Raw genomic sequence first — 246 nt, 5'->3', positions numbered from 1 at the left:
CGCGGCCGTCAACGTGACTGTGGACAACACGGGGCCTTCGGTGAACGTTGCCAGTCCGGCCAATGGCGCAACCGTGTCCGGATCGGTGACGATCTCGGCGGGTGCATCCGATCCCACCGGCGTGACGCAGGTGCAGTTCTTCGTGGATGGTGGGTTGTTGAGTACGGACACGACGGCCCCTTATGGTGCTTCCTGGGATACGACATCGTTCCCCGACGGTGCACACAGCCTCACGGCCCAAGCGAC

1 protein-coding gene is annotated in these 246 nt (G+C 63.8%); it reads left to right on the top strand.

Translation table 11 applies throughout. The features are described from left to right. Positions 1 to 13 precede the first annotated feature (13 nt). Positions 14 to 246: Ig-like domain-containing protein (locus L9G74_RS21680; RefSeq protein WP_326521533.1), on the top strand; the 233-nt coding region annotated here is incomplete at its 3' end.

The organism is Shewanella electrica (assembly GCF_022321485.1).
In the GTDB taxonomy this organism is placed as follows: Bacteria; Pseudomonadota; Gammaproteobacteria; order Enterobacterales; family Shewanellaceae; genus Shewanella; species Shewanella electrica.
This window is presented reverse-complemented; position numbering and strand designations above follow the sequence as displayed.